The following is a 24,920-nucleotide window of genomic DNA, read 5'->3' as shown; positions in this document are numbered from 1 at the left end:
ATCTTAAATTGCCCACATTCTAAACCGAAGTGCGACACATATTTAATTCTTTTTCAAACACCTGGTTTGGTGTTAGCCATTGATGTCGTTTTCTTGGTCTATTATTAATTACCTTGCCATAACTTCACTCATGAAAAGATAGCCACTTCTTAGATGGATAGCCTGGAACTTCTTTGGTTAATATAGGAACCATAAACCCTGAAGAAATTTCTGAAAGTTTTTTCATAATATTTCTAGCGTTGTCAACATTATAATGCTTAGTTCCTGAGACTGTATCTAACAAATGTATATAGTATGGAATTACTTTAGCTTTTATCAGTTTTGTACTTAAAGCATAAAGCACATCAGCATCATCATTTATATCTTTTAGCAGCGTACTTTGATTTAAAATAATTATGCCAAGTTTATGTATTTCACTTAAAACTCTAGTAACATTATCATCTATTTCATTAGGATGATTTACATGTATAACTAGTATCGTATCTAAGCTATGATTTGAAAGAATTTCTAATAACTTAGTAGTTATCCTCTCTGGTAGCACCACAGGTATCCTTGAATGAATTCTAATCCTTTTGATATGGGCTATTTGCTGTATATTCTTTAAGAAAAATTCTAAGATTTCATCATTATTTAATAAAGGATCTCCACCACTTAGGATAACCTCTTCAATACTTTTATCATTTGTTATGTAGTCAAAAGTTTTCAACCAATCTTTTCTACCTGGAATATTATCTTTATAATTAAATTCTTTACGAAAACAGTATCTACAATGCACAGCACAGCTTGTTTGAGCAACCAATAAAACTCTACCGTGATATTTATGTAATAAGCCAGTAACTTTATTATATTTTTTTTCTTCTAATGGATCACTAGTATAGTTTTCAGCTATCACTTCCTCATCTACGGTTGGTAATACTTGTTTTAATAGGGGATCATTAATATTACCTTTTTGCATTTTATTAGCAAAAGATCTAGGGACAATCATCTTAAACTTCTTTGTAATTTCTGATGAAATCCTAGCTTCTTTAATATCTATTTTCAAGAACTCTAATAATTCTAAAGGTGAATAAAAAGATTCTTTAAGTGCTTTTTTCCAATCATTAGTAAACATATATTTGTATTTGATTTTACGGAGTTGCTAGCAAACTTTATTCAAAACATCCGCCAATTTTCTCATATCGTATTAAATTGTCAATTTTTAACTAAAAAACAAGGTTCTCCATAAAGAAAAAATAGGTGATATAAAACATTGATTTATCATAACATTATAGATATATTAAATAAATATAAATTCTATTTTTGAAAGATGATTCTAAAATGATTAAATACAGATATAAAATAACTAGCTTTACAATCCTAATCGTATTGATAACAACCGGGGCATTCGTATATATAAAACATACAGCTAATAACCAATATCAAACACTTCCTAACAATAATGGATCTAATTTAACTGACACATCTTGGGTTAAAAATAAATACTTAAATATAGCATATGCTGCGGTATCTGATGCCCAGAAACTAGACATTTACTTACCTAACGATAAAAAATTTCCTAAACCATATCCAGTTATAATAGCTATACATGGTGGAGCATTCTTAGGTGGAGATAAGGCTGACTACCAACTAAAACCGATGCTTGAGGGTATAAAATATGGCTATGCTGTAGTAGCCATTAATTACCGCCTATCAGGGGAGACAACATTCCCTGCAGCGATCCAAGATGTAAAAGCAGCTATAAGATTTATCAAAGCAAATGCTACTAAGTATAATCTAAACCCAAATGCTATAGCTGTTTGGGGCGATTCCGCTGGTGCAAATTTGGCTGCTCTTGCTGCAACCTCAGGAAATAAAATAACTCAACTAGACGATTTAAGTTTAGGTAATAAAAAGTACTCAGCAAACGTACAAGCTTGTGTTGATTGGTTTGGGCCTACGGATTTTAGCAAAATGGATGATCAGTTTAACCAATCAGGTTTAGGCAAAGCTAATCATTCCCAAGATGACTCTCCTGAAAGTTTATATATTGGTAGCAATGTTGGTAATAGTCCTGAAAAAACCAAGTTATCTAACCCAGAGACGTATATAAGTAAAAAAACTCCACCATTTCTTATAGAACATGGCAGTATTGATAATATGGTACCCACCCAACAAAGTATAAATTTCTATAATAAATTAGTTAAAGTGATTGGAAAAGACAAAGTTGAATTAGTGATTATTGAGGGGGCCAAGCATGGTGGTGAAAAATTTGAAACTAAAGATAATTTAGAGCTTGTATTTAACTTTCTTGATAGAATTCTTAAATAAGAAAAACTCTAAAGAAGGTCACATCTAGTCACTTTGAAGTATTTATTTTTTAGACCTAATTGTGTTTTGTAAAGCTTTACGTATAACCTCTGAAACATCGCCTGCATCTACTAGGGAACTTCTGACCATTTTCTCAGCATCCTTTTGCTTATATCCCAATGCTAATAAAGCATCTACAGCTTCATTAAATATAGAATTAGAAATAACTGTCGTGCTATTTTGAGCTGTTGGATTTTTTGATAGCTCAGTAGAGTTTTTAGTACCAGACTGACCATAAATTTCATTAGCTAATTTAAGTAATTTATCATATATTTCAACAACTAACCTTTCTGCTGTTTTTTTACCAATCCCAGGTACAGTTGCTAATAAACCATAATCTTTATTTTCTATACAATGAAGTAACGTTTTACAGTCCATTCCAGAAAGTATTGCGATAGCGGTTCTGGCACCTATACCACTAACTTTTATTAATTCTTGAAAAACTTTTTTATCAACTTTAGTTTTAAAGCCATAAAGCTGTTGTACATCTTCTCTGACAACAAAATGTGTATACAAGCTTATCTCACTATTAGTCTCACCAAGAGTGTAAAAAGTAGTCATAGGTACGAAAACCTCATATCCAATACCGTTTACATCTACCAATAACGCGGTAGGATCTTTTTCTAGGAGAGTACCTCTTATAAAACTTATCATAATAATTTATTTTTGGTATTTTACTTTTAAGAATAAAGCTTATTTGGCAATAATCAAGTTAACTTTGTGTCTTTATCTCCATAATTTTAGGGACTTTCCAAATAAATGTGTAAATTCTTAATTAACCTGCTAGATTATTTCTAGCGAAATATTAAGGATAGAAACAATGTCTAAGAATAAGAAGTCAGAAGATATTTACACAGCTATTGCAGATCAAATAATAGATTCAGGTGTTGATATTAATCAAATGTTTGAGAAAGATGGTTTGCTAAAGCAACTAACAAAACGATTATTAGAAAAAGCACTAGATGCAGAAATGAATAGTCATCTTGGTTATTCAAAACACCAAAGGACTAATTCATCAAATGCTAGGAATGGCTATAGTAACAAGACATTAGCTACAGACACAGGTAATTTGGAAATATCAGTTCCACGAGATAGAGATAGTGACTTTGAACCTCAAATAGTTCCCAAAAGAGTCACCAAGATAAACGGCTTAGACCAAAAAATTATATCTTTGTATGCTAAAGGTATGAGTACTACAGATATCCAACAACAGTTATTTGAGTTATATGATACAAAGATAAGTACAAGCTTTATAAGTGATGTTACAGAAGCTATTATTGATGATGTTAAAGCATGGCAAAATAGACCTTTAGAGTCAGTTTATCCAATAGTGTTTTTTGACTGTATAGTCGTTAAAGTTAGAGAAGACAAGCATATTATTAATAAAGCTGTGTATGTGGCTCTTGGCATATCGTTAACTGGTCATAAGGATGTATTAGGTCTTTGGATCAGTCAAAATGAAGGTGCTAAATATTGGCTTAGTGTTTTTACTGAATTAAAGAATAGAGGCTTACAGGATATATTTATAGCATGTACTGATAATTTAAAAGGCATGTCTGATGCTATACAAGCTATATACCCTGAGACAAAGCATCAGCTTTGTATCGTTCATCAAATTCGTAATAGTCTTAAGTATGTGCCATATAAAGACAAGAAAGAGGTAGCTAGAGAGTTAAAGAAAATATATGATGCTGATACCATTGCAATAGCTCAATCTGAGCTTGATAACTTTGCAAATAAATATGATACTAAATATCCTTTAATTTCAAAGTCATGGATAAATAATTGGGATAATTTAACTGTATTCTTGCAATATCCTCCAAAAATTCGTAAAGTTATTTACACTACTAATGCGATTGAATCGCTTAATAGCCAGTTTAGGAAAGTCATTAAGAATAAAAAGCTATTTCCTAAAGATGACTCTGTTTTCAAATCTTTGTACTTGGCTATAGATTATTTGACTAAAAAATGGTCTATGCCTGTTAAATATTGGAATGAGGCTATGCCTTATTTCGCTATCGAGTTTGAGCATAGAATTCAGAGATTCATGTAAGTGAATTTACACAGTTAAGTGGAAAGGCTCTAATTTTAGCTATGAATAACTCGTATAAATTGTTGCTTTGATAAATATAGCTAGCTATACCAAAAAGTAGTACGTCATTCCATCAGACAGTCACTGAACGAAATCGAAGTGGTTGACCATGGAATTGTTTGTAATAATTTGTATTTTATATATAGAATCGGCAAAGGCTATTTAAAAGTCTATTTATTCCAATAGCTAGAAGAGGTTGCCGGCCAGTTATCTTTATCAAACCCAGGAGCTTGCTCTAATTCTTCTTTTGTTTTGTTTAGTTTAAACTGCGAATTTGCTGTATCAACTTCAAAAGTAGTCATCGGGATAGCAAATAGTTTATCTCCCATTCCAAGCAACCCTCCAAACGATACAACTACGTAAGCTACTTTACCTGAGCTAGGGTTAACCATAATTTCTTTTACTTTCCCCAAGTTTTCCCCTTTATAGTTGACTACCTTTTCACCTATTAGGGTACTTGCTGGTAAAGCTAAATTTGATATAGCTTGTTTATTTTTAACCGCAACTTTTGATACTACGGTGTCGCTGTTTTCATTTGAATAACCTAAACCTATACCACCAGCTAACAATATGGTTGTTATAATTAATTGTGTTTTTTTCATCGTAGACTCTCCTAATATTTTTTTTATTTTTATAGTATTACCTCTACTTAATCTTTGCTTTTGACACTTCCCCATATTATCTCCTCCTTTTTGTTTATAGTCTCTTTAAATTAACATATAAGATTGCTTACATGAACTTTTATACAGCAGGTTTTCAACGTTAGCTATTTAAAAACTGTAATCTTTTGGCTTTCAAGACGGTAGATCACCGCGTGAAGCACGAGGGTAACCAGTTATGTAATATTTAATAAGCTTTTAGTGTTAATGACATTTATTTAATTCTTTTTTGAGCCACTCGACTTGCCCCAACTATTTTGGCTAAGGATTTGCTACTATGGTAGTGACATATAGCTATAGCTAAAGCATCTGCTGCATCTTCTGGTGGCTTTTTACTTAACCCTAATAAAGACTGTACCATATGTTGAACTTGGGACTTTGCTGCAGCTCCTGTTCCAACTACTGCTTGTTTTATTTGCTTAGCTGAATATTCACTAACGCCTAAGCCATTTATGGCTAAAGTACACATAGCGACACCTCTTGCCTGCCCTAACTTTAAAGCACCTGTTGGGTTCTGAAACATAAAAATCTGCTCAATAGCAGATTCTGTTGGAACGTATGTGTTTATAACTTCTGTGATACCATCTGCAATTTGTTTGAGTCTATTTGCTGTAGTTACTTCTGTAATGCGTATACACCCACTAGCAACATAATATAGTTTATTATCTTGAGCCTTAATAACCCCAAAACCCGTAATTCTTGAACCTGGATCTATACCTAAAATTACCATTTAGCTCCTAGATTTATTGAGAATGTAATATCTATCAAATATGGTTAACCAAGTTGTTCCATTAACTCTTGAGTAAAATTAGCGTTAGAGTATACATTTTGTACATCATCAAGGTCTTCTAATTTATCAATTAGATTCATAACCTTTTCTGCTATTTCCGAATCTAACTCGACTTTAGTTTCTGCATCGAAGGTAACTTCAGCACTATCTGGATTAAAACCTTTTTTTATAAGTGTTTCTTGCACATCAGAAAAATCTTGAGGGGCTGTTATTACATCTATACTACCATCTTCATGGTTAATTACATCATTAGCTCCTACTTCCAAGGCTAGTTCCATTAGAGTATCTTCATCTACTCCACTTGCAAATGAAATAATACCCTTCTTAGTAAACATATATGCCACTGAGCCATCTGTCCCAAGGTTTCCACCGCTTTTAGTAAAGGCATGGCGAACTTCTCCAACTGTACGATTACGATTATCTGTCATACAGTCTACCATAATAGCCACACCATTTGGTCCATAACCTTCATAGCGTACCTCTTCTACGTTGGCTCCTTCTTCACCACCAGCACCTTTGGTGATAGCTCTTTCTATAGTATCTTTACTCATATTATTAGAAAGTGCTGTAGCAATAGCGGCTCTTAGTCTTGGGTTAGCATCTTTATCTCCACCACCTAACCTAGCTGCTACTGTTATTTCTCTGATTAATTTAGTAAAAATTTTACCTCGTTTAGCATCTTCTTTTGCTTTTTTATGCTTGATATTAGCCCATTTACTATGACCTGCCATCTTTTATATCCTTAAATATAACTAACTACTTTTTCAACTAATTTTTCTATACCCTGTGCTGCTTCTAAAATATTTTTAGCACACATATACGCTGGGGTAGAAACTACTTTTACTCCCTCATCAACACAGATATCTGTAGCATCCATTATTACAGCTTCAGCACCCTTTTTTTCTAAAATCACTGCAGTGTTCTCATCATTACCAACAGTTACTTTTGTGCCTTCTGGATAAACTAAAGGTATCATCAACGGAGAAATACAAATATAACCAGCTGGTTTATCTGCAAGGTAAAAAGCTCTTGCAAACTTTAGCACTTCTTCGTTCATTTGATAACTATCATCACCAACAAATGCAAAATCCATAATATTTTTAGCCGCACCAAAGCCTCCTGGAAATATTACAGCATCATAGTTATCACTATCTGCTTCTGCAAGATCTATAACATTACCCCTAGTAATACGTGCTGACTCTTCTAATATATTCCTAGGAGAAGCTTTTGTATCGACAGATTGGTTTAAATGGTTTACTACATGCTTTTGATTCTCATTTAAAGCAACTCCCTGCCATTCTACACCTTGCTTTTCTAATGCTAGTATAGTTAGTATAGCTTCATGTATTTCTGTGCCATCAAGATGCCCGCAACCTGAAAATACTATTGCTACTTTTGCCATTTTTTCACCTTTTGTTTTGATTTTATTTTATAAATCTAAATTATTTTTCTTAAAAATTCTATCTGCTCTATAGCTAGAACGAACCATCGGACCAGATGCTACTTCTAAAAATCCTTTTGCTAAACCTACTTTACGGTACTCATCAAATTGTGCTGGCGTTACAAACCTTTGTACGCTTAAATGATGCTTAGTTGGTTGCATGTATTGACCTAATGTCAAAACATCAACTCCTACACTTCTAGCGTCATCCATAGTTTTATAGATTTCTTCTTCTGTTTCACCTAGACCCACCATGATACTAGTTTTAGTTAAAACGTTAGGGGATTTTTGCTTCACATACTTTAAAAAATTAAGAGTCTGCCAATACCCCGCTCTTGGGTCACGTACAGGATGAGTCAAACGCTCTACAGTTTCGATGTTTTGTGCGATAACATCAACTTGCGTATTTATAATTTTATCTATATTTTGTTCTACACCACCAAAATCTGGTGTTAAAGCCTCGACTTTAATCTCAGCGTTAAGTTGTTTTATTGCTGTAATTGTACTAGCATAGTGCGCAGCTCCACCATCTTCTAAATCATCACGATCTACTGATGTCAAAACCACATATTCTAGATTCATAAGCCTTACACTTTCAGCTGCATTTTTAGGCTCATCTTTATCCAGCCAGCCTTTTGGATTTCCTGTGTCAACCGAACAAAACTTACATGCTCTAGTGCAAACACTCCCCATTAGCATGATGGTTGCTGTACCATGAGACCAACATTCATTAATATTTGGGCATTTTGCTTCTTCACAAACTGTGGAAAGCTTATACTTTTTCGTTATAGATTTAACTTTAAGATATTCACTTGAATCTTGTTTTTTAACCTTCAACCATTCAGGTTTGCGAATATGTACAGAATTTTCTTTTTTATTTCTAATACCATCTTTAACTGCATGAAAACCTTGCTCTGTAGTATATTTACCACCACTTTCAACCTTTACTTTTAAATTAGAAATTTCTCGCATAAATATATAACACTTAGATGTAAACTTAATAAGCTAGCCACTATTATAAGGAATAACCTAAATTTTATAAATACATCTAGTCAGATTTTACTTTAAAATAGTTGTTTTAAACCTTTAGAATGCTTTAGACAAGTACTTACTATCAGGTCAAGTTTGAATTATTACACTTCTATTATCTATTGCTTTCATGCACTTTTTTATGTCTTTTCAAATCACTTGCTTTAGCATATCTTTTGTTACAGCCTGCAAAGTCACACACATATGGTTTTTCCTCTGTATGTCGTCTTTTTTTATGGGTTTCCAACTCTACTTTTGTAAGAAATTTTTTATCACATCCTTCAAAGTCACACACACATAGTTTCTCCCCTGTATGTCTTTTTTTATGGGTTTCCAACTCTAATTTTGTAAAAAATTTTTTATCACAGTCTTCAAAGTCACACACATATAGTTTCTCCTCTGTATGTCTTTTTTTATGGGTTTCCAACTCTAATTTTGTAATAAATTTTTTATCACAGTCTTCAAGGTCACACACATATGGTTTTTCCCCTGTATGTGTTCGTTTATGTCTATTCAACGTTCCTTTTGTAATAAATTTTTTATCACAGTGTTTAAAGTCACACACATATGGTTTTTCCCCTGTATGTGTTCGTATATGTGTTTTCAAAATATTTGCTCTAGCAAATCTTTTGTTACATCCTTCAGAGTCACATACATATGGTTTTTCCCCTGTATGTATCTGTTGATGTTCTTTCAAATTCCCTGAATGAATGGCTTCATGATTACAGCCTGGGAAGTCACATTTATATTGTTTTTTTGTAGATATTTGCTCTTGCTTATCAAGACTATTTTTATTATTAACTACTCTTTCCACAGCAAAACTTTGCTTACTACTGTTTCTTTTTTGGCTTAGTATATTATCAGAAGCTTGTTGAGATAAATTTTGGGAGCGTCTAATGGGTTCACTAGTTTTAAAATTAGTTTGTTTGACAATATTTATAGGTGTGTCGCTAATAGTCTTATTATTCACTATTTTTTCTAACTCAGAAGTCGATATAGAAGCTTTTCTTTTCTTGATTTTATTAGGGTTTTTGTTGTCAGTTACTTCACAATCTTGGCACCATGAATTAATAAAATTAGTTACATAATCTTTAGTTTCATGGTTATTATCACATCTAATAGTAATCTCCGCAGTATAACTATCAATTTTATCTCCACCAGCTATTACTGCACTATTATGGTGACTTTTAATAAGGTTTTGGATTTCATTTTTAGCATTATGAGTATAAATTTCGTCATGTAATCGCGCAAAACTAAATTTATTAAAAAAAGTATCGTTACTTTTAGGACTCAATGGATTATTAACCATATCTGAACCTACGCTAGGGTGTCTAACATACTCAAAACTCTGATCATTATGAAAATTTTTATACTCATCAAAAAAAACTCTATTTTGTGGGCTTAGTGGCTTGCCTGGGCTATTTGAACCTATACTCAAACATCTAGTATTTGTATTTATTTTATCTCTTATAGCTTCATTGGTATTTGAATGCTGAGATTCTAAAAAAGAAGCTCTATTTGCTAAAATATAAGGGCTTTGGGTTTGTTTTTTATAAAGTATGATATATGGTTGAGGGTTTTCGTTGCCATAGCCAGATTTAGAGCCCTCAATTACAGCGTTTATATCTTCATTAGGTGTTATACTTACATTTTTATCATCATATATAACAAAATTGTCTTGGCAGGTATTACGAGATACTGCTATATAATGACCCTCATTGATATTTTGGCCAATATGTACAATACAAGCAATAGGTTTGTAACATAGCCCTTGGATTTCTATATCGTTAATATAAATGTTTCCATCATATTTATTTCCGGAATTATCAAATAATACCAAATGTACAAGTATATAGTCTTGATTTACGAAGTCATAATATTCTTCGCTTATTGCATTTTGCTTAGTACCGCCACAAATTCGGCTAGAACATTGGTATTTATTTTCTTCTTTTAAACCTTCTATTGAGGGATTATTTCCAGTGAAAACTGCATTAGAAATTACTAAATGGGGTTGATTACAATTAACTCCTATAAACGTTTGGCGCTCATCTATAATGCTTTCCCCACTACAATTGGAGCATGTTATTCTCCTTTTATGTATTACACTTGGGTTATCTAGTACAGTTATATTTAAAAATTTTATTATAAACTCTTGTGCATCTTCTTGGGTATTCTTGAAAATAGGAACATTCAGAGCGCTACTTTTTACTTTTGATTGATCGAAACAAGATAATAGTTTACCTATATTTATAGGAGTCTCTCTACCATCAGTTAACTGAGTCATTATTTCATTAATTACGTTAAAAAGGTTAGTAGAAAGAATATAATTCTTATATTGCTGTTGAATAGCACCATCTTCAGATAATCTTTGTGAAATTGCAGATGCTCTTTGATTTATAGCGCTTATATCTGTTAGTTGGCGTAAGATAGGTTCCATACATGAGAGTAATTGTAAACTTGCATTAATATAGCAGTTAACACGATGATTAACTATACCGGCTCTTATACTTGCTTGTTGTTTACCATAAAGTTTTAGTACAGTACTTGGTTTATTAATAGATAAGCTAGGGTTTTTAGTAGTGAAATTATTTATTTGATTTTGAGCATTTAAGTTTAATAAATCAGGTGATCGATGTAAATCTATACTGGATTTTCTAGAACCTAGTATTCTATAAAACCTATTATTTTCACCAGAAAAACTTCTATTTTGAGGATTTAATAGATTATCTGACATTTCTGCATCTATATTAAAAACTCTAAGATCTTTAAAACTTTTATAAGAATCATCATGTCCATCAAATATGCCGTTGTTTTTCAATCTTAATTCACTATCTATACTAGATCGCCTAGAATCCTTAAAACTCAAGCCCTTATAACTATTATTCTCACCAAATAAACCTTTACTTTTTGAACTTATATTTGGACTGGGTAAATTGATTGGAGTGTATGAATTTAAACCAGAATTTCTAGAATTAGAATTTAAACTCATAGTAGCTCTTATAGATTCATTTGGATTTAAATACAGCTGCGGTTTTAAAAAAGGAGTTTTGCTTGCTAAGTTACGTGTTTGAGCTTGTTGTTTACTATAAGGTGTTGGTGTAATACTTGGTTTATAAGTATCAAAGATAGGCGTTTGTAATTTTTGCGAATATAAACCAGTTTTTATTTCATCATCACTTGTCGCTAAAAGACATTTGAGATTTTCATCAAACTCTCCAGTATAATAAGCTTTTTTATATAAATTTATTCCACCGGTGTTATTAGGAAATTTACGCATTATTCGCCCAAGTATTTGCTCACCTTTTGAGCCATACAAATCTCCTAACTTAATAATATACCCTAAATTAGGATCATCAAAACCTATCGTTAAGCTTCTATAGGTTATCAATACGGCATTATCTTGTTTGTTTTTAAAGTTTTCTAATTTATAAATATTCAGATTATCAGTATCATCTATATACTTTTTATTATATTTTTTACTATATATATAATTAATACTTACGTTTTGAAAACACTCTTGTAGATATGAGGTTAACAACTGTAAGCCGTGTTTTGCTGAGTTTGCCTTTTTAAAACTTTGAGGGATTGTTCTTATAAGCTCTTCTAATCTCCTTTGTCCACTCACATAAATTATCCCTTTAAGCGGTTTATTTTCTAGAATTTTGGATTTGATTTGATCAATAGTACAAGCTATTTTATAACTTCTTACTCTCCTTATCACATCAAGTTTAAATGCATTGCTATAGTCTAATTTATACGTGTAATTACTGCTAAATTCTGATCCAGACATTAGTAACTTATCGCTAGAGTTAGGTAATTTATTTAGTAACTCAAACGGAGCGGTTATCCAGGCTTCGTCAAAAATAAAACTAACGTTATTTAAGCTTTCGCTACCTACAGAATCAAATAAATTTATAAAACTAGAATAACTAACAATATATATTCTTTTTTCCCTTGAATGTTGCGGTTCTCTCATCCTCTGAGCAAAATATGCCAATGTAAGACACCTATTGTAACTTGTAGCAATCTTAAGGACAGGAAACTTATACTTAATATCCAAGTTAGGTCGAGGTATATTCTCTAAGATTTCTCTTTTAAAAAATGTAAACATTTGATCTACTAATGACAAAAAAGGTTCTATAATAATTACATCTTTGCCTTTGATATAGTCATTAAGCGCTTTATAAAAAATCACATACGTTTTACCAGTTCCAGTTGGCAAAAAAACTCTTTTAATATTTTCTCGTGAGGATTCTATTTGTTTTAAGGCTTCTTTTTGATAATCCCTGTAATTATTCGTAACATATGAATTAAGTGTATAACTATCTATAGCCGTAGCTAACTTAGAAATATTCTCTTCAGGTATATGATTTTGTAACATGAAAAGTTTTAAATAAGGTATATTTATCTTACATCTTGGATAACGTTTAATAATAGTTTCTTGGAGAGCCATTATGATAGAATCTTCTACATCACTTGCGCCTCGACTTACTGTTAAATATTCTTCAACCCCTTTTAGATCCAAGGATAAGGCGGATTTTCTATATCTAAAAACTTTGATATTGTCTATATCTATATCTATATCTATATAACCATTTTCATAATTATAAGCTGGATTTTGTTTATATAAAACTTCTAACGCTATTAATGTATATGCTGAATCAGCAGCATAATTATAATATTTTACCGGTATCAATTCCCAAAGATTATATCCTGCGTATTTAAAGAGATTTTCAAAGATATAAGAACTATTATAATAAATAATAGCTGTTATACCACTGCGTGTTTTTTGTTTATATTCTTCTTGCCCAATTAAGCCAACAATATGACCATTATTGGTTACCATTTGTTTAGCATATTGATACAGTGACGACCAATCATAGGCACAGTCATTGGCACTTACAACCAGATTTATATCGCCTTCTATAATAAGAAAGTCATCTATGCTCTGAGAATAGGCATAATGCCAAGCAACATATTTCTTTATTACTATATACCTGGCTAAGTCATGGCCTTTATCGTCACACTTTAATTTGATAAAACTTATATTATCTTGTAATCCAGTTATTTGATTATTGTTGACTAATATTTTTTTATATTCAGCAGATGTACATATGACTATTATTTGAATGTCATTATTGCGTATGTAAGGAAGCTTGATATTTTCAATATCGATGCTTATTACAAATATTACTGGCTTTCCCTTTAAATTGATATTTTTTTCTTTTGAAAGTATATAATAACTTAAATCTAATGTGTTTCCTGGAAACGTTATTTCGGGCGTAAAAAGTGCGCTTTTTATAAATACAGAACAATCAGAGTTTGACAAATCAAACAAAGGTAAAATATTTACTTCATTACTTTGCTTTTTGAATACACTACGTGAATCCGCTTTCACACCTACAAGCATTTTATAGTGAATCCCAGTTTTATCAACAAATTCTCTTATACTTAAGAATTGTTTTCTCTTCGCTAAAAAATCCTTACTGTATTGAATGTGCATTCTACAAAGCTGCATAACCCTAACTTTGTCACAATATAACTTGTGAAGTTTTATTTGTACTTCATTAACATTAGATCTCAAATGGGGCTTATTTGCACATTTTTTACAATTATAATTCTCACCACTCATAAGGAGTTTTACAGGTTTAATAGAGAAATAACCACATAGTTTACACATACAGTAAATAATACTCTCATAAGTATCTATAAAACCAACAAAAGCAAGATTATGTTGTTGGTATTTAGACATTAGACCTTTATGTAGAGTTTTATTGCTATAATATAACCCAAAGTAGTCTGGGCTTGCTTTAAATTTATCTGTAAGTAGGGCATCAATTTGCTCTCCATAAACCTTCTCGAACAGTCCTTCATATTGCTTGCATATTTTTTTACATTGTTTGCATATTAAGCCAGAACTCTTATATCCTACTCCTAAAATATTTCTCTCTTTAACTAGCTCAAATGTTTGTTCTATATCATGAAAATTGCATTTAATAATAACCTTAATATGGGTATAGCTATTATTAGATAAAACTTCCACGTTATAGTTATAGTAATTAGTATATGCATAATGCTCTAAAGCGTATTTGAGTTTAACAAATGAATCATACGTGCCATCATATGTACGAGCTATATGATTGAGTGTAATGCAATGAATATTTTGAAGTGACAGCATAAGTTATATTTCTACAAGTTAATGTTTATTTTAAAACAATAATAATACATTTATTACACATAATAACATAATTATTGTTTAATTTATAACTTGTTATTAAATTAAAGAAATTTTATTATCTTGCTTTTGCTTACCCTGTTAAGAATATCGTGGTGCTTTGGTAAGTTGGCAGGTGCATACAGTGTTTGAAAAAGGCCTAAAAGAATCTATTTAAAGGGGCTGTAAGCTGGAATTAGATGGGGTAGTAACAAGCAAAAATGTTCGAAAAAGCACAGTTTACACGTAATAAATGAGCATTTTGAGAATATTTTTAACACAGTTAGACACATATAATTTTAGTTTGCAACAATACCTTAAATCATATGGTGTGCTTGTTACAAGGCTTTTGATTATGGAACCCACATGAAAAAGCTATTTATAAAAATTTTTTGTTAATGAAAGAGCCTTTCCACTTAACTGTGCAGCTCCACCATCTTCTAAATCATCACGATCTACTGAGGTCAAAACCACATATTCTAGATTCATAAGCCTTACACTTTCAGCTGCATTTTTAGGTTCATCTTTATCCAGCCAGCCTTTTGGATTTCCCGTATCAACCGAACAAAACTTACATGCTCTAGTACAAACACTCCCCATTAGCATAATTGTTGCTGTACCGTGAGACCAACACTCATTAATATTCGGACATTTCGCTTCTTCACAAACTGTGGAAAGCTTATACTTTTTTGTTATTGATTTAACTTTAAGATACTCAGTTGAATCTTGCTTTTTAACCTTCAACCATTCAGGTTTGCGAATATGTACAGAATTTTCTTTTTTGTTCGTAATACCATCTTTAACTGCATGAAAACCTTGCTCTGTAGTATATTTACCACCACTTTCAACTCTTACTTTTAAATTAGAAATTTCTCGCATAAATATATAACACTTAGATGTAAACTTAATAAGCTAGCCACTATTATAAGGAATAACCTAAATTTTATAAATACATCTAGTCAGATTTTACTTTAAAATAGTTGTTTTAAACCTTTAGAATGCTTTAGACAAGTACTTACTATCAGATCAAATGAAGTAGCTTAAATTTAAAAATCCATAACTCCGTTAAAAGCTCTTTGAAAACCTTATCTTATATAGCTTTTATTATCGAACCTAGATTATTTTTAATAGTAGCAGTTTTTTATTGATACAGATTTTATGAAAAAATACTAATAAAATACCCGTATAAAGTTTTAGTAAAAAGGATGATTTATGAGTATTGAAAAACAAGCAAATTTAGAAAAAGCTGGTTTTATAGCAACAATAAGAGGTAAAAAATCTCTATACTTTTGTAAGCAGAATGCAAATGTATTGGCCATAGAATTTGATTACTATTATCTTTTTGTACACAGAAATTGGTTAAATGAATTTTTAAAAAATCCTGAACATAGATTTGAAGTTTTTCTAAGCGCTTATGGACAGCCTAATGGAAAAACTATAACTATAAATCTAAGTTGTCAAACTATATACAGCTATACTCGACATAAAACTTCATTATCAGGCGAATCGATAGCTGGATATTTAAATGGAGAATACAAACCGTTTGCTATAACATCAGGCAAATTTCCTTTAAACTCTCCTTTAGCAGGAGTTTCAGATTATACTTTAAAAAAATATGAATATACTCATGAATATTTTCAGGAACTTATCTTAGAGTTGGGTAAAGGTAGTTCACATCAAGGAGTTATGATAGTCAGAAATCGTAGTATGGGAAATGGATCATTAAGTGGAGCTATGGACGTTTTATTAAAAGAACATGAGTTCAATGTATATTCATGGCACTTATTGTTTTGTTTTAATAATAAGACTACAGATCATACTTACGTCAAACAAGGACATAACAATTATAACAATACAACTATGGTTAATACAGATTTAATCACAGATAACAATATATATAGAGAAAAATTAATTAAAAATTATATAATGAATACTTCTTTATTTGGAAAAAGCGATGAAGCGGTCTCTCAATTTGTAGATTTGTTACAAGATCATACTATAGAATTTAAGGATCTTAAACACATAAAGGATTTAGGAGTCTCTGCACATGCTGTTGGGATGTATAAAAACCCTGCTGAAAATGATAAATTATATTTTGTTAAACGATTTAACATTCACGACTCACCTAAATATGACGAAGCTATAGCAGATGCTATAGCAGAGATTATATATTGTAAAATTTGGAGATACTTTATTGGCAACCGTGCTAGTAAGTCAGTGTTGGTTATAAATAACAACCGTATAGAGGGAATTGCATCGGAAGGGTTGAATAAATTCAAAGAATTTGGCGAAATTGATTTAAATGATAGATTTAAATACCCTGGTTTAGCAACTATTTTATTTTATTCACATATATTATGTGAAGAAGATCTCCACATATATAATTATGGTGTATCTGAACAGTATTCAACTAATCAAGGTAAGAACATCCCTGTTTATTGTAAGATTGATCACGATTATATTATAAGTCATCTTAATAAACTGACAGAATTCATTAAGAAACCCTTGGACCCAAGAATATATTGCTTTACTGATATAAACCAGAGAATCTCTTTGTTTAAAGAGCTTATATCAAGTATGCGGTTTACCCCAGGAAAAGCAGACTTAAAACTAGTTTTTGGACATAGTATCCGTCAACTCTATAACTCAAATGCTAAAGTAACAGCTACTACAAACGATATCCAACAAGCATTTGAAGAAGCTATTTCTTTAAATCGTCATTTTCAGGAAGAAATTAACATTTGTTTTAACAATTTTACATATAAAATAAAAAATCAAAAAGTTGGTGAGTACTTCAATTCATTAAAAAATTTATTGAACAACTTTAATGATTTACAAAGTATATCCATTCAGCGTAGGCATATAGATAAATCATTTAAATTATTAAACTTACTTACCCAACGGTTTCAATGTAACACAATGGAATTACTGAGAATTCCTCAAAAATAAAAAAATCTACCTTGGGCCATAGGAAGCCGATGAACAGAGAATTATGGATTCTGTCACAAATTGTTAAATTTATATGTAAAAGTCTAGATCAGATATGACAGTTACCTGTTTTAGACAAGTCTTTATTATCAGATTAAATTTAAGCTTTTACAAACCCAATATTTTTAAAAATTTTTCTATAAACTCTATACGTTGTTCAGCTGTTTTAGTTGTTTTTGTTATCAATAGATCTTGATCTTTACTTAATCGAAAATCCATGGGACTAGACTGAATAATTTTTATTAACTTCTGTAGCTCAAACTTAGTAGAGTCAGAAAATACTATTTTACCAGAACTAGCAAACATTTTGATTTGAGCAATACCTAAATCAATAGCGTCTAATTTTAAATGTGCAACTTTAAGTAAATATAAAACCTCTAACGGTAACTTACCAAAACGGTCTATCAACTCTATTTTTATATTTATCAGCTGCTTATGATCAGCTTTAGATATACGTTTGTATATATTTAAACGGGTGTTAACATCATTTACATAATAATCAGGTATCAAAAGTGGGATATTTAACTCAATATCACAAGTGGTTGAATTTACTATCTCCTGTATATCAAGTTTTTTACCAGCTTTTAAATTATTTATAGTTTTATCAAGTAACTCCATATACAGATTTAGACCTATACCGTCAATATTACCACTTTGCTCTTTCCCAAGAATTTCACCGGCTCCACGAATTTCTAAATCATGATTTGCAAGTGTGAAACCTCCGCCTAATGATTCTGTGCTACTAATAGCCTCTAATCTTTTAGTAGCATCTTTTGTAATAGCTAGCTCATTTGGAATAAGTAAATAAGCATATGCTTGATGATGAGAACGCCCTACTCTTCCACGTAGTTGATGAAGTTGAGCAAGACCTAAGTTATTTGCATTTTCGATAATAAGAGTATTTGCGTTTGGGATATCAATCCCTGTTTCAATAATAGTTGTGCATAGTAAAATATGGTATCTATTATGCTTAAAGTCAAACATAACTTTTTGAATTTCTTTTTCGCTCATTTGACCGTGTGCAATAGCTATTTTCAAGCGTGGAAAGGTCTCTTGTAAAAACTCCTTTTTCTTTTGAATAGTTTCTACTTTATTATATAAATAAAATACTTGACCGCCCCGAATAGTCTCACGAGTTACAGCCTCACGAATTATACTGTTATCATATTCTTTAACAAATGTTTTTACTGACAAACGCTTAGCTGGGGGTGAGGCAATGATAGATAAATCACGCAAAGCTGAAAACGCCATACTCAAACTACGTGGAATAGGAGTAGCAGACATTGTTAAAATATCTATCTCTGCCTTTAATGATTTAAGTTTTTCTTTTTGAGCTACACCAAAACGGTGTTCCTCATCAATTATTAATAAACCTAAATTATTAAAATCGATTTTTGCAGAAATTAGCTTATGCGTCCCTATGACAATATCAACTCTACCACTTTTAAGATCTTCAAAAAGCTTTTCTTGTGCTTTTGAAGTTTTAGATCGAGTAATCACTTCTATATTTACAGCTGTTCTGGCAAATCTATCTTTAAAACTATTATAGTGCTGTTGAGCTAATATAGTTGTAGGAACTAAGATAGCTACTTGCTTTTGATTTTGTACCGCTAAAAATGCTGCTCGCATAGCAATTTCTGTTTTACCAAAACCTACATCACCACAAATTAATCTATCCATGGGTTTACTAGAAATCATATCTTTAAAAACATCACTAATAGCTCTTAGCTGATCAGGGGTTTCTTCAAAAGGAAAATCTGCACAAAATTTTAAGTACTCTTTTTCATCTAACGAATTACTAAAACCCTGTCGCATTTCTCTCTTTGCATAAATCTCTAGCAAGTCCGCTGCTACATCGATAATTTTTCTAATAGTTTTTTCTTTCTGCTTTTTCCATTTATCCGATCCAAGCCTACTAAGAGCTATACTTTCAGTCACAGAAGAATTATAAATACTTATTAAGTTTAGTGATGTAATAGGGACATAAATTTTGGCATCAGCGGCATATCTTAATAAAATAAACTCATCTTTTTTGCCATTTAACTCAACGATTTCCAACCCCTCATATCTACCAATTCCATGGTCTATATGTACCACATGCATCCCAGGTTTTAGGTCCGTAAGGTCTTTAAGATCTGTCGTGTCATACTCGTTTTGTTGGAAGTTTTTTGATACAGTTTTTGTATGTTCAGGAAATAAATCTGCCTCTGTAATTAATACTAGCTGATCATCTAATATTATGCCTTCTTCAAAAGGTGAAACTATAAGAAAATATTGAGCTTGAGATGCTAAAGCTTGCTCAAAACTATCACAAACTTGTATATTTAAATCTATTTTAGTTAGATGCTCTAAAAGTATCTCTGCACGACCATTTGAATCTGTTGAAAAAATCACTTTCTCAAAATTATTTTTTGAAAGTAGATCTAATAAATGCTTAAAAGGATTAGAAAGCTTATAGTTTGCTGAAATTCCAGCTAGTGTTTTTAAATTTATTTTCTTTGATTTTGATATCGATTCTGATAACCACTTTATAGTTTTGTATTTTTCTATGAAATTAATAAATTCATTTTGTGAATAAAAAAGCTCTTCGTAATGTAATACAGGACGGCTTACATCAAATTTTAGCTCACTATACCTAAGTTTAACATCACTAAAAAAAGCTTCTATACTATTAGGAACGTTTCCATATAAATGTATATTTGTAGTCTTTGGTAAATAATCAAATAAACTGAATAACTTTTTATAAAATAATGGTAAATAAAACTCTACCCCGCTAAAGTATTCTTGATTTTGTATAAAACCTGCTATATCTGAATTAAGTGCAGTTCTTGAACAAAGATGTTCTAATTTATCAAAGGCTAGATTTGTTGTATTATCAGTATAAACAAACTCATGTGATGGCATTATATCAATGTGGTTCACATCTTTTTTTGAGCGTTGTGAGTCAATATCTAACTCTTTAATACTATCGACTTCATTGTCAAATAAATCTATTCTATAAGCTACTTTTGAACCTATTGGATAAATATCAATGATACTACCACGGATACTAAATTCGCCTTTAGCAAAAACATTATTAACTAGTGTATATCCAGCCTCAATAAATTGAGATTTACGTTTTGTAGTATCAAAAATGTCTCCTGCTTTTAAAATAAAACTATGCTCTTGTATAAAATCTACTGGAGCCAGCTTTCTAAGGGCATTCTCAATGCTTGTGACTAAAACTATATTTTTTGAGCTCTCATTCGCTAGCTTATAAAGGATTTTTTGACGTTGTGATATGATATCAACCGAAGCAGAAAATCTATCATAAGCTAAAATCTCTAAGCTTGGGAAAAACAAAACTTCTATATTAGAAGTTTTAGATAAGTATTTTAACTCTTTATAAAACCTATATGCTTGTTGTGGTTCTTCTGTAATTATAAGGTTAAAATCATCATTTCTTTTAATATATTCTTTGAGTAAAATACTAAACGATGCACCATAAACATTGGAAATTACATTATCTTTTGGAGTTACATGATTTAAAAGCATTTATAAAAATTTAGGAAATCAAAAGTTATAGCAGATGATAATATAAATTATTCTTTATCGCCAGCTGCAATCCCGAAAATTTGTAATAGAGTAACGAAAATATTGAATAAAGAAACATATATATTAACAGTTGCTAAAACATAATTATTCTCTTCACCTCTAACTATAGAGTTAGTTTGCCATAAGATAAAACCACCTGAGATAAATGCAAAAACTAGCGAAATCACAAACGCTAAGGCAGGTAACTGTAAGAAAATATTAATAACTAAAGCAACCAAAGCAACTATAGCACCAACAGCACAGAATGAACCTACCCTATTATAATTTCTAGAAGGGTTCATCGCTAAAGCAGATAGACCTAAAAATATTAGGCCAGTAGTACCAAATGCCATCATTATTAATTCAGCACCATTTTTAAACATAGTGATATACGCGTTTAATATAGGACCTAATGAGTACCCTAATAATCCCGTTAGAGCAAAAGTTAACACTATTCCCATAGGTGAATTTTTAGTAGCATTTATACCAAATAATAATCCTATGTATACCACTATCATAATTATAGGGTTCATAAAACCAGCATTAGTTTGCATAGCAATAAATGCAGTCAAAGCACTAAATAATAAAGTCATAGATAGTAGTAAATAAGTATTTCTCAGTACTTTATTTGCTCTTAAAGCTGACTCTTGTGTTAATGAGTCAATAACTCTAGTATTATTAAAATCGTTCATTTCTTCTCCTTAGAAGTTTTCTGAAATTATACATCATTTATTATAACATAGGTGTTATATACTTTGTTCTAAAATGTGAATTCATAGCTATTTTTCAAGTATTTTCTAGATATTAATAGAAATATCATACAAAAAAGATACAAACACCAATGATGAATATATTAAGTATAATAAAGTTGTCGTTATAGTTTCATTTTTACCACCTGCTAATATTTTTCCTAAAGAAAAATAAATAGGAACTATAAATATATTAAGAATAATAGACAATGTTATAGATATGATAAACATCATATTGCTCACTAGATTATTATCAATAAATACTGCTATTGCTAATATAAAAACTTTTGTTACTTCTAAGTAAAGCATCACTTTTATCAATTTAGAGTTTATTATTGACTCTATTTTTAAGCTTATAATCTTAAATTGCCAAGCGATATAAACAGCTATACAAAGACCATAATTAAACATAAGGAATATAAATGTACTAATTACTGAATTAATATATTTTGGATCTATACTATTATGGTCATACTTAAGAAAAGTAAGATAAATCATTTTATTTAAAACTATAAGTACTAAACTAAAATACACATATTTAAGAAGCTCTAAGCCAGTTTCTTTATTATTAGTCACAGTCAATACATGTAAATAGACTAAAGAAACGGGTAACACGATAAGATTAAGGCTGCTAAAGATTTTTAGATTAAGAAGTAAGTAAAACAATATTACTGAAAAAACAAAAAATATAATAAAAACACCATAAAAACTTATATCGACTCTTTCTGTTTGACTAGTTAAAGACGTGTTAAGCTTATAGCTATTTTTTAAGAAAAAAATTAGCAAGAATATAATAGTAAAAAGGTAAAACAATTTAAATGAATACGCATCTTTAAGAACAATAAAGCAAATAAAAACACCTATAGCTATTCCCAACAAAGCACTCGAGTATACTCCAATAAAGCCATATAAGCGACGGGAATCGGTCTTTAGGTAAAAAGAGCTTAAATTAAAAAGTAAATTAACTATAACGACAGAAACTCCTGTCCATAAAGCTGCTAAGCTAAAAAGATAGGTATTTTTTATAAAAGACAAAATAATAGCAATGATTACAAATTGTAAGCCATGAATTATCGATTTCGTTGAACCAAAAAAATAGTTACTTATACACCCAAAAACACCAGCAAAAAACATTACAAAAATATGGTCATTTCGGTTATAAAAGAAGTTGATATCGCCATAATGAGTTAAAAGTGTTACAAAAGGAGCTATACACAAGCATAGACAAAAAATCATTATTGCAATGATATGTAAACCCACTGGTTGCTTAAAATCAACGTTAGTTTTTGGAACGCTTCTACCTATAATTTTTTTCATTACTTACTCTTTATTTTCTACTCAAGCTTCATTTTTTTAGTAATAACTGATTTAATTTATCTAGATAAACCTTGTCCTCTGGAAGAGCATTGTATTTTTGTGATTTCCACATCTCTTCAGCTAGATAGTCTATCATAATATGCTGGACTTTATGCTCATCGAAATTATATTTAGCTAGTAACTTTGTATATATACTTGCTATACCTGCTGGACGATTAGTTTGAATTTGCTCAATAACAGCAAGATGTAAGCTAATATGTAAGAAAGGATTTATTTGCCCCATTTCAGGAGAATAATCTTTATCAATATTGTTTATATTTATTTGGTTATGATATTCTGGGTGTAGCTCTATGATCCTAGATATTTGCTCTTCTATAGCAGTTAAAGGCTGTCTATCTTGAAACTTTTGCCAACTATCTATAAAAAGTTTACGCAATTGATCTCTATCTTGGGAAAAAATCATACAAATTTTTCCTTATCTTTAAACTCACAATATTGATAAATTATACAATTTCTACATTTGGGTTTTTGAGCTGTACAAATGTATCTACCATGCAAAATTATCCAGTGGTGAGCATCTTTTAAATACTCTTTTGGAATTACTCTTAAAAGCTTTTTTTCAACCTCATTAACATTTTTTCCCTTCGCCAAAGGAATACGATTAGCAAGTCTAAATATGTGGGTATCCACAGCCATGGTTGGCTTACCAAAAGCTGTATTAAGTACCACATTAGCAGTTTTTCTACCAACTCCTGCTAAGGAAATTAAATCTTCAAAGTTATCAGGTACTTCGCTATTAAACTTTTCTATTAAATCTTTACATGTTGCTATAACATTTTTTGCTTTTGTTTTATATAGCCCAATTGATTTTATATACTCAGCTAGTTTTTGTTCACCTAAAGCATATATTTGCTTTGGAGTATTAGCAACTTTGTATAAAACAGCTGTAGCTTTATTTACACTTACGTCAGTTGCTTGTGCTGAGAGTATCACAGCTATTAGCAACTCAAAATTAGAAGTATATTCTAGCTCTGTAGTTGGAGTTGGGTCATTCTGTTTCCAAGTTTCAAAAATATTTATGCGCTTTTCTTTATTCATCAGAAGTAGAGACTTTTTTCTTATTTCTAAATTTCGCCAAAGAAGCTGCTATATATGCTTTTTTATCTATTTCTTGTGCTGTAGCTATATTTTTATAAATTTCTCGTTGTTTAGCTTTTGTTTGCTTAACTCGTTGCTTGTGAAATTCATACCTTTCACGATAATGATTTTTTTGTTGTATATATTCTTCTTCAGGTAGATTTTGAGGTTGTTTACTCTCTATAAGGTCAACCAAAGAAATACAATCCATAGGACAAGGTTCGATACAAAGCTCACAACCTGTACATTCTGACTCAACAATTGTATGCATAAGCTTTTTGGCACCAACTATAGCATCTACAGGACATGCCAATATACATTTTGTACAACCAATGCACATACTTTCATCTATCTTTGCTATAGCACGAGGCTTTACTATTTCTAAGCTTTCATCTAAAGGAATTTGTGGTTTACCCAAGAGTTTTGATAGTTCTTTTAGAGTTTTTTCCCCACCTGTTATACATTTATTATATTTTTCGCCATTTGTAATGGCCTTAGCATAACTATAACAATCTTGGTAAGTACATTTCTGACATTGAGTTTGAGGTAAAATTTTATCTATACTTTCAATCGATACTATCATAT

Annotated in this window: 17 protein-coding genes and 1 pseudogene; 3 read left to right on the top strand and 15 right to left on the bottom strand. The window is 30.8% G+C overall.

The annotated features are described in order from the left end of the window. Nucleotides 1–124: 124 nt before the first annotated feature. Complete coding sequence (epmB, locus tag E3E15_RS03630) at nt 125–1,111, bottom strand: EF-P beta-lysylation protein EpmB (RefSeq protein WP_172106616.1); 987 nt, start codon at nt 1,109–1,111, stop codon at nt 125–127. A gap of 206 nt (nt 1,112–1,317) precedes the next feature. Here epmB and E3E15_RS03625 point away from each other — a divergent pair, with 206 nt between their 5' ends. Further along, nucleotides 1,318–2,307: an alpha/beta hydrolase gene (locus tag E3E15_RS03625; RefSeq protein ID WP_172106615.1), complete on the top strand. Its 990-nt coding sequence runs from the start codon at nt 1,318–1,320 to the stop codon at nt 2,305–2,307. 42 nt (nt 2,308–2,349) lie between these two features. On the opposite strand, the gene ruvA is transcribed toward E3E15_RS03625, so the two are convergent. Then, the gene (gene ruvA, locus E3E15_RS03620; RefSeq protein WP_172106614.1) at nt 2,350–3,000 is read right to left on the bottom strand and encodes a Holliday junction branch migration protein RuvA; all 651 of its coding nucleotides are present in this window, start codon (nt 2,998–3,000) and stop codon (nt 2,350–2,352) included. Between the two features lie 166 nt (nt 3,001–3,166). Here ruvA and E3E15_RS03615 point away from each other — a divergent pair, with 166 nt between their 5' ends. Next, nucleotides 3,167–4,399, top strand: a complete 1,233-nt coding sequence (locus tag E3E15_RS03615) for an IS256 family transposase (protein WP_172106156.1) — start codon at nt 3,167–3,169, stop codon at nt 4,397–4,399. Nucleotides 4,400–4,608: 209 nt separating this feature from the next. Here E3E15_RS03615 and E3E15_RS03610 read toward each other — a convergent pair whose 3' ends face one another. The 7 genes and pseudogenes from E3E15_RS03610 to E3E15_RS03580 form a co-directional block, all read right to left on the bottom strand. Further along, the gene (locus E3E15_RS03610) at nt 4,609–5,115 is read right to left on the bottom strand and encodes a PRC-barrel domain-containing protein (RefSeq protein WP_245313675.1); all 507 of its coding nucleotides are present in this window, start codon (nt 5,113–5,115) and stop codon (nt 4,609–4,611) included. A 196-nt stretch (nt 5,116–5,311) separates the two neighbouring features. Beyond that, nucleotides 5,312–5,827, bottom strand: coding sequence for a crossover junction endodeoxyribonuclease RuvC (ruvC, locus tag E3E15_RS03605; protein WP_039125247.1), 516 nt, complete (start codon nt 5,825–5,827; stop codon nt 5,312–5,314). A gap of 44 nt (nt 5,828–5,871) precedes the next feature. Then, nucleotides 5,872–6,618, bottom strand: a complete 747-nt coding sequence (locus E3E15_RS03600; protein WP_035718990.1) for a YebC/PmpR family DNA-binding transcriptional regulator — start codon at nt 6,616–6,618, stop codon at nt 5,872–5,874. A gap of 11 nt (nt 6,619–6,629) precedes the next feature. Further along, nucleotides 6,630–7,289, bottom strand: a complete 660-nt coding sequence (elbB, locus tag E3E15_RS03595) for an isoprenoid biosynthesis glyoxalase ElbB (RefSeq protein ID WP_172106613.1) — start codon at nt 7,287–7,289, stop codon at nt 6,630–6,632. 27 nt (nt 7,290–7,316) lie between these two features. Then, nucleotides 7,317–8,300 carry a lipoyl synthase gene (gene lipA, locus E3E15_RS03590; RefSeq protein ID WP_172106612.1) on the bottom strand — a complete coding sequence of 328 codons (984 nt, stop codon included), beginning with the start codon at nt 8,298–8,300 and terminating at the stop codon, nt 7,317–7,319. Nucleotides 8,301–8,472: 172 nt separating this feature from the next. After that, on the bottom strand, nt 8,473–14,535 hold the full coding sequence (locus tag E3E15_RS03585; protein WP_172106611.1) for a C2H2-type zinc finger protein: 6,063 nt from the start codon (nt 14,533–14,535) through the stop codon (nt 8,473–8,475). A 462-nt stretch (nt 14,536–14,997) separates the two neighbouring features. Further along, nucleotides 14,998–15,450, bottom strand: a pseudogene (locus E3E15_RS03580) (lipoyl synthase); the annotation flags it as partial. 333 nt (nt 15,451–15,783) lie between these two features. Between E3E15_RS03580 and E3E15_RS03575 the strand changes: the two are divergent. Then, complete coding sequence (locus tag E3E15_RS03575; protein WP_172106610.1) at nt 15,784–17,520, top strand: hypothetical protein; 1,737 nt, start codon at nt 15,784–15,786, stop codon at nt 17,518–17,520. A 147-nt stretch (nt 17,521–17,667) separates the two neighbouring features. Here E3E15_RS03575 and mfd read toward each other — a convergent pair whose 3' ends face one another. From mfd to E3E15_RS03545, 6 genes are all read right to left on the bottom strand, one after another. After that, complete coding sequence (mfd, locus tag E3E15_RS03570; RefSeq protein ID WP_172106609.1) at nt 17,668–21,093, bottom strand: transcription-repair coupling factor; 3,426 nt, start codon at nt 21,091–21,093, stop codon at nt 17,668–17,670. Nucleotides 21,094–21,140: 47 nt separating this feature from the next. Then, entirely contained in the window at nt 21,141–21,824 is a 684-nt protein-coding gene (locus E3E15_RS03565; protein ID WP_035718980.1) for a Bax inhibitor-1/YccA family protein, read from the bottom strand. 105 nt (nt 21,825–21,929) lie between these two features. Further along, entirely contained in the window at nt 21,930–23,198 is a 1,269-nt protein-coding gene (locus E3E15_RS03560) for a hypothetical protein (protein WP_035718978.1), read from the bottom strand. A gap of 28 nt (nt 23,199–23,226) precedes the next feature. Next, nucleotides 23,227–23,661: a DUF1841 family protein gene (locus E3E15_RS03555; protein ID WP_172106608.1), complete on the bottom strand. Its 435-nt coding sequence runs from the start codon at nt 23,659–23,661 to the stop codon at nt 23,227–23,229. Continuing rightward, nucleotides 23,658–24,296, bottom strand: coding sequence for an endonuclease III (gene nth, locus E3E15_RS03550; protein ID WP_172106607.1), 639 nt, complete (start codon nt 24,294–24,296; stop codon nt 23,658–23,660). The genes E3E15_RS03555 and nth overlap by 4 nt, the downstream gene beginning before the upstream one ends. Then, nucleotides 24,289–24,918, bottom strand: coding sequence for an RnfABCDGE type electron transport complex subunit B (locus E3E15_RS03545; RefSeq protein WP_172106606.1), 630 nt, complete (start codon nt 24,916–24,918; stop codon nt 24,289–24,291). The genes nth and E3E15_RS03545 overlap by 8 nt, the downstream gene beginning before the upstream one ends. Nucleotides 24,919–24,920 lie beyond the last annotated feature (2 nt).

The organism is Allofrancisella frigidaquae, assembly GCF_012222825.1.
Classification (GTDB): domain Bacteria; phylum Pseudomonadota; class Gammaproteobacteria; order Francisellales; family Francisellaceae; genus Francisella; species Francisella frigidaquae.
The sequence above is the reverse complement of the archived record's forward strand: the minus strand, read 5'-3'. Positions and strand labels throughout refer to the sequence as shown.

What these genes read in the sequence shown, in the direction of transcription:
- epmB (WP_172106616.1), bottom strand. Translation starts at nt 1,111, where the DNA reads ATGTTTACTAATGATTGGAAAAAAGCACTTAAAGAATCTTTTTATTCA.
- E3E15_RS03625 (WP_172106615.1), top strand. Translation starts at nt 1,318, where the DNA reads ATGATTAAATACAGATATAAAATAACTAGCTTTACAATCCTAATCGTA.
- ruvA (WP_172106614.1), bottom strand. Translation starts at nt 3,000, where the DNA reads ATGATAAGTTTTATAAGAGGTACTCTCCTAGAAAAAGATCCTACCGCG.
- E3E15_RS03615 (WP_172106156.1), top strand. Translation starts at nt 3,167, where the DNA reads ATGTCTAAGAATAAGAAGTCAGAAGATATTTACACAGCTATTGCAGAT.
- E3E15_RS03610 (WP_245313675.1), bottom strand. Translation starts at nt 5,115, where the DNA reads ATGGGGAAGTGTCAAAAGCAAAGATTAAGTAGAGGTAATACTATAAAA.
- ruvC (WP_039125247.1), bottom strand. Translation starts at nt 5,827, where the DNA reads ATGGTAATTTTAGGTATAGATCCAGGTTCAAGAATTACGGGTTTTGGG.
- E3E15_RS03600 (WP_035718990.1), bottom strand. Translation starts at nt 6,618, where the DNA reads ATGGCAGGTCATAGTAAATGGGCTAATATCAAGCATAAAAAAGCAAAA.
- elbB (WP_172106613.1), bottom strand. Translation starts at nt 7,289, where the DNA reads ATGGCAAAAGTAGCAATAGTATTTTCAGGTTGCGGGCATCTTGATGGC.
- lipA (WP_172106612.1), bottom strand. Translation starts at nt 8,300, where the DNA reads ATGCGAGAAATTTCTAATTTAAAAGTAAAGGTTGAAAGTGGTGGTAAA.
- E3E15_RS03585 (WP_172106611.1), bottom strand. Translation starts at nt 14,535, where the DNA reads ATGCTGTCACTTCAAAATATTCATTGCATTACACTCAATCATATAGCT.
- E3E15_RS03575 (WP_172106610.1), top strand. Translation starts at nt 15,784, where the DNA reads ATGAGTATTGAAAAACAAGCAAATTTAGAAAAAGCTGGTTTTATAGCA.
- mfd (WP_172106609.1), bottom strand. Translation starts at nt 21,093, where the DNA reads ATGCTTTTAAATCATGTAACTCCAAAAGATAATGTAATTTCCAATGTT.
- E3E15_RS03565 (WP_035718980.1), bottom strand. Translation starts at nt 21,824, where the DNA reads ATGAACGATTTTAATAATACTAGAGTTATTGACTCATTAACACAAGAG.
- E3E15_RS03560 (WP_035718978.1), bottom strand. Translation starts at nt 23,198, where the DNA reads ATGAAAAAAATTATAGGTAGAAGCGTTCCAAAAACTAACGTTGATTTT.
- E3E15_RS03555 (WP_172106608.1), bottom strand. Translation starts at nt 23,661, where the DNA reads ATGATTTTTTCCCAAGATAGAGATCAATTGCGTAAACTTTTTATAGAT.
- nth (WP_172106607.1), bottom strand. Translation starts at nt 24,296, where the DNA reads ATGAATAAAGAAAAGCGCATAAATATTTTTGAAACTTGGAAACAGAAT.
- E3E15_RS03545 (WP_172106606.1), bottom strand. Translation starts at nt 24,918, where the DNA reads ATGATAGTATCGATTGAAAGTATAGATAAAATTTTACCTCAAACTCAA.